The sequence below is a fragment of the Rhodobacter sp. NTK016B genome, assembly GCF_017303295.1.
In the GTDB taxonomy this organism is placed as follows: Bacteria; Pseudomonadota; Alphaproteobacteria; order Rhodobacterales; family Rhodobacteraceae; genus Pararhodobacter.
In genome coordinates, this window is the sequence record NZ_JAFKOK010000037.1 from 1 (window position 1) to 5,202 (window position 5,202).

Genomic DNA, 5,202 nt, shown 5'->3' on the forward strand with positions numbered 1-5,202 from the left:
TGCCGTCGGGCGGGCAGTGGGTCGAAGCGCATCGGGGCCCCGCCATGCTGGCCGCGATCCAGCAACCGGACGACACTGGCACGGCCGTGCACCGCACCTGGTTCGACCTGTCGCAGCCACGCGGGAAGCTCCGTATCGAACATGACGGGCAGGCCCTGAAGGTGAAGAAGAGCTGGGGCTCGAAAAAGGGCGCGGCGATCCGGCTGCAACCGCCTAGTGAGCCGAGGAAGACCCTCGTAATGGCCGAGGGCATCGAAACCACGCTGACGGCGATGGTCTCAGAGCTTTACCCCGGCGCCGCATTCTGGGCGGGTGTCGATCTCGGCAACATCGCCGGCAAGATGCGCCAGGGCAAAGGGCTGCGCTACGCGGGTTTGCCCGACATGAACGATTATGCGGCCTTTGTTCCGCCGCCCTGGGTTCGCGAGCTGGTGCTGATCGAAGACGGTGACAGCGACCCCAAGATGACCCGCGCCAAGCTCATGTCCGGCGCGCGCCGCGCCATGGCGAAGATCCCTGGCCTGACGGCACGGATCGTGCCCTGCCCCGCCGGCCTCGATCTCAACGACGTGCTTCTGGAGGGCGAAGCATGCCCGCCGTCGCCGTCCTGACAGTCACGCTCGATCGCGCCGCCGGCGCGGCCGAGCTGCGCAAGGACAGCTGGTCCACGCGCGTTTCCATCACCGACCTGCCACGCTGGCACGATCTCTATCGGCGCCTGTGGGCGCGCGGGTCAAAGACGACGAACGGGCCGGGCCCATGGGCACGGTTCTACGAGGCCGATCTGCGCGCGCTCGACGCGGCGCTGACCGAGTTGAAGGGAGACATCTGACATGCCGAAGGGAATCGAGGGGGTGCGCGAGCTCATGGCTGGCGCGGTCGATGTCGACTTGCCCGATGACGTTGTGGTGCCGGATTCGGCGGACGATGGGGCCTCGCCGGAAACCCCCGGTTTCGATGACGGCGAGGACGCCCCGCCGCCCCGCACCCCGGATGAAGGCGAAGATCTTCCACCCGCCGCCCGCTGCGTCGATTTTCCCCTGAATGATTACGGCAACGGGGAACGCTTGCTCACGCATTTCGGGCCTGACCTGGTCTACGTGCCGAATGCCGGCTTCTTCGTGTGGGATGAAATGCGCTTCATCAAAGATCCGGACGGCGTGTCTGTCCGGCGGCTCGCGCATAAGCTGACCGACCTGATCGGCCAGGAGGTCTGGTTTCTGCCCGTCGACGAAGAGGACGAAGCCGTTCTGCGCGAGGTCGATGAGACCAAGGATGAAGTGACCGATCTCATGGACATGGCGAGCAAGGACCGGGACGCGGTGCAGGAGAAGCGCCTCGCCTTCCTGCTGGCCCTGCGAAAGGAAGCCGACCGGATCCGCGACAAGCGCGCGAAGTCCGTCGGCCGTCGCCTGACGCATGCCAAGAATGCCGGCAACTCGAACTCGATCAAGAACCTGCTGACCGAGGCGGCGGCGATCATCGCCCGACCGCTTGAGGATCTCGATCGGGATCCGCTGACCATCAACACTCAGGGCGGCGTTCTCACGTTCCGGACCGAACCGGGGGAAGACGATGGCGGCATGAACCCGCCCCCGCCCGTGGTGAAAGTCGATCGACAGGATCACGACAGGACGCTGCTGCTGACGAAGGTCATGCCCGTGGCGCTGAACCCGCGCGCCGAATGTCCGCTGTTTATCGAGTTCATCGAACGCATCCAGCCGGTTCCGGAAATGCGGCGTTTCCTGCAGCGATGGTTCGGGTACTCGATGACCGGCCTCACCTCGGAACAGAAGTTCGCGTTCTTCTACGGCACGGGCGCCAACGGCAAATCGGTGCTGGTCGACCTGATCGCGAAGATCATGGGTGACTACGCGGCCGGCGGCAAGATCGAGACGATCACCGGCAAGAACCGACGGGGCGGCGGCGATGCGACGCCCGACCTCATGCCGATGGTGGGCGCGCGCTTCATGCGGATGTCCGAGCCTGACGACGGGCAGAACCTGCAGGAAGGCATGGTGAAGGAACTGACCGGCGGCGAACCGATCCTCGTGCGCCCGCCCTACGGGGTGAACTTCCTTGAGGTCTATCCAATCTTCAAGCTGACGATCTCAGGCAACCACAAGCCTGAGATCCGTGGCGGCGATGACGGGATCTGGCGCCGCGTGATGCTGGTGCCCTTCGAGGTTCAGATCCCTCCCGACGAACGGGACGCGGGCTTGTCTGACAAGCTCTGGGCCGAGCGCGACGGGATCTTCAATTGGTTGCTCGACGGCCTGCGCGATTACCTGGCGCACGGGCTGCAGGTGCCAGAACAGGTCCTCGCGGCCACGGCCGAGTACCGGGAAGACAGCGACCCGCTCGCCACCTTCCTGACGACGTGCTGCAGCGTGACCGGCAATCCCGAACACTCGATGCGATCGAAGGATCTGTCAGACGCCTTTGCCTTCTGGCTCGATGAGGGCGGGCAAGGCGTCTGGACGCCACGAACGCGGTTCAAGCGGCTGAAGGAAAAGGCGGGCAAGTGGAAGAGTCCGGTGACAGGGCAGACCTTCACTGCCCGCAAATCCTCAGATCCGTTTTACGACGGCATCGCCTTGATCCACCCTTTCAAAGAGCGGTTCGAAGAGTACCAGCTCGACCGACAGCGCGCCGAATTGCGCCGGCAGAACGGTGACCTGTTTTGACACCCCGCACCCCTTCTTCGCTGTTCCACGGGTCGTCAGGGACGTCCCGAACCCCCCGGTGGGTCGTCGGCTTCTTTCGAGGGGTTCGGGGGTTCGCGTGGCGTTTCAGAGGCTTATGCGGCGGGACGGGTTGTCAGGGACGTTCGGGACGTTGCTGCGCGCGTGTATAGGGAAGCGCGGTTTGAGGGGTTCGGGGAATGGTGTTTCAGACGTAGTGCGAGCCCTTAGTTCCCATACGACCCTGACGACCCAGATACACGTTAACTCCCTGTTATCCCTGTATATCATTCCTCAGGCCTATCAGCGTCTAACGACCCAGCATTCTTGTCTTACGACCCTGACGACCCATTCAAGACCAACGAGAATCAATCATTAGCTCAGAGCAGAAAGAGAGGCACAAGATATGGGAAAGATGATCAGAGAGAGCGATCTGAATGCGGCGGTAGACCGGCTGATCGGCTATCGGCAAGGCGCGCTCAAGGTGATCGCCCGGGAGCGGCAGATCGTCCTCACGCCGGCGAAAGAGCGTGACCGCCTGCAGCTGATGAAGATCAAGGCGCATGCGCCGCGCAGCTGCGGGCCAGAGATCCCTGTAGCGCCCGCGCGCGGGGTTACTCTGCCCTATGCGCCGCAGGCTGTTCGCGCGACCGCCAACGGATACGAGCCGCAGCATGTCGGTTTCGAAGGCCGCGATGCCGCTCGCGCGGCGGATGTCTTCGACACAATGACCCTGCAGGCCCGCCGCCGTGGGGGTGGTGATCCCCTGACCCCCGCTCAGGTCGATACAGGGCGGCGCTATGGTGCGCTGGTGGAGCGCCACAGCTCGGTTGGGCTCAAATGTGTTTCGGTCGAAGCTCAGGACCGCAGCCACGGGTCCGGAGGCGGCAGCTACATGGACGCGGTGCTGGCTGAGGGCGACGTGATTCGCCGGATGACGGCGGCGATCGGCACCGGGTTCGCGCTGGAGGTCACGCGCAACAGGGGCGGCAAGCGCCGCAGCATCACGATCCGCGCGCTGGTCGACATGGTCTGCATCGAGGGACTATCGGTGACGGATGTTCTGAAAAAGAACGGCTGGGCCGTCTATGGTGAGTTGCGGGGGCGGGCTTATGGGGCGCTCGGCGATGCTCTGGACCGGATGCGCCGCTCGGCCCCTGCGCTTCGCTGAAAAAAGGGCTTGACGCTAACCTCTACCGGATCGTAACTCTATGTCATCATCCATAGCTGCGCCCGCCGGGATCACCCGAGCGGGCGTTTTGCGTTAGGAGGCAGCTCATGGCATTTGAGATGGCCCTCGACGCCTCGGACTTCCTCAAAAGAACCGGTGATCTTCTGCAGCGTCAGCTGCCGCAGATCGAGGTCTGGGCTCTGAACTGGACGGCGGACGATGCGCTGGACGCATTGAAGGACAGAATGCAGGTCCAGTTCGACCGTCCGACACGATGGACGCTCGGAGCGTTCCAGGTCTGGCGGGCAACGAAAGCCGACCGCACCGCGAAGGTGCAGGAAAAGCCCTCGGTGGGCCGGCGCCATTATCTGAAAGTGCAGAACCAAGGGGGCGGTCGCCCTCAGACCGGCATAGAGAAGCTGATCGATCAGCATGTCGTGTCGGCACAGATCCTCCGCACGGCAATCCCGGCGACGGGCGGGCCGTTCGAAGGCGCCCGCCTCGATGCATACGGGAACTGGTCGCGTGGCGAGCGAAATCAGGTGCTGTCGCAGCTGCAGGCACAACGCGACGACGCCGCGAATACCACGCAGCGCTCGGCCCGCCGGGCGCGCAACCGGGCGCGGTACTTCGTCCCGAAGCACGGTCTGGCCCCGGGGGTGTATCGCCGCAACGCACCGGATGACATCCCGGTGCGGGTGCTGAAATTCTCGGACAAGGTGCCGACCTACACGCCGGTGCTGCAGTTCGAAGGAACTGTCGCCGCGATCTACCGCGATCGGCTGGGGGTCAATCTTCGCCGGGCCTTCGACCGCGCGCTCGCGACCTCTCGGTGACCTCGCCCCGGCCCCCTTCGGGTCCTTCCCGGGCACCCCCTGCACGCGGGTAATTCGCGCCCCGCAGGTGTCGCCGCTCTTAACGATTTGGAAAGCCTTAACTTAACAACGGAAAGGGCCATGGCCAACCTTAACGCAACCGAACTCGCATCCCGGCTCGGGCTCTCGAAGCCTCGCATCAGCCAGTATGTGAGCGAGGGAAAGCTGGAAGGTTGCTACGAGGGAGAAGGCCGAGCGCGCCGCTTCGATCTGGCCAAGGTTGCCGACGCGCTGGGGAGAAACCTTGACCTCGGCCAGATGACCGGCAACGGGCGCGCGACCCGGCGGACATTGCGGGCCGTAGCCGAGGACGAGATCGCTGACGAGAAGCCCGAGGCGCAAGCGAGCCGCAACCTCACTCGGGGCTACGACGGGCCCGTTGGTGACCGCGATCCTGATCGCCTGGAACTGGCGACACTCCAGATCAAGGAAGAGCAGGCCCGGAAAGCGCGCCGGGACAATGCGCGCGACG

Annotated in this window: 5 protein-coding genes and 1 pseudogene; all 6 read left to right on the top strand. The window is 64.5% G+C overall.

All coding sequences use genetic code 11. The features are described from left to right. A partial coding sequence (locus tag JI664_RS23560) for a DUF7146 domain-containing protein (protein ID WP_422662638.1) occupies nucleotides 1-611 on the top strand: 611 nt, incomplete at its 5' end. Further along, entirely contained in the window at nucleotides 590-832 is a 243-nt protein-coding gene (locus tag JI664_RS23565; protein ID WP_207016230.1) for a hypothetical protein, read from the top strand. The genes JI664_RS23560 and JI664_RS23565, both read left to right, overlap by 22 nt. A gap of 1 nt (nucleotide 833) precedes the next feature. Next, nucleotides 834-2,687, top strand: coding sequence for a DNA primase family protein (locus JI664_RS23570; protein ID WP_207016231.1), 1,854 nt, complete (start codon nucleotides 834-836; stop codon nucleotides 2,685-2,687). 412 nt (nucleotides 2,688-3,099) lie between these two features. Then, entirely contained in the window at nucleotides 3,100-3,855 is a 756-nt protein-coding gene (locus JI664_RS23575; protein ID WP_207016232.1) for a hypothetical protein, read from the top strand. A 107-nt stretch (nucleotides 3,856-3,962) separates the two neighbouring features. Next, complete coding sequence (locus JI664_RS23580) at nucleotides 3,963-4,691, top strand: hypothetical protein (RefSeq protein ID WP_207016233.1); 729 nt, start codon at nucleotides 3,963-3,965, stop codon at nucleotides 4,689-4,691. Between the two features lie 120 nt (nucleotides 4,692-4,811). Then, nucleotides 4,812-5,202, top strand: a pseudogene (locus tag JI664_RS23585) (hypothetical protein); the annotation flags it as partial.

Bases quoted from the DNA above. Each gene is read 5' to 3' on its own strand.
- JI664_RS23570 (WP_207016231.1), top strand. From the start codon at position 834: ATGCCGAAGGGAATCGAGGGGGTGCGCGAGCTCATGGCTGGCGCGGTC.
- JI664_RS23580 (WP_207016233.1), top strand. From the start codon at position 3,963: ATGGCATTTGAGATGGCCCTCGACGCCTCGGACTTCCTCAAAAGAACC.
- JI664_RS23575 (WP_207016232.1), top strand. From the start codon at position 3,100: ATGATCAGAGAGAGCGATCTGAATGCGGCGGTAGACCGGCTGATCGGC.
- JI664_RS23565 (WP_207016230.1), top strand. From the start codon at position 590: ATGCCCGCCGTCGCCGTCCTGACAGTCACGCTCGATCGCGCCGCCGGC.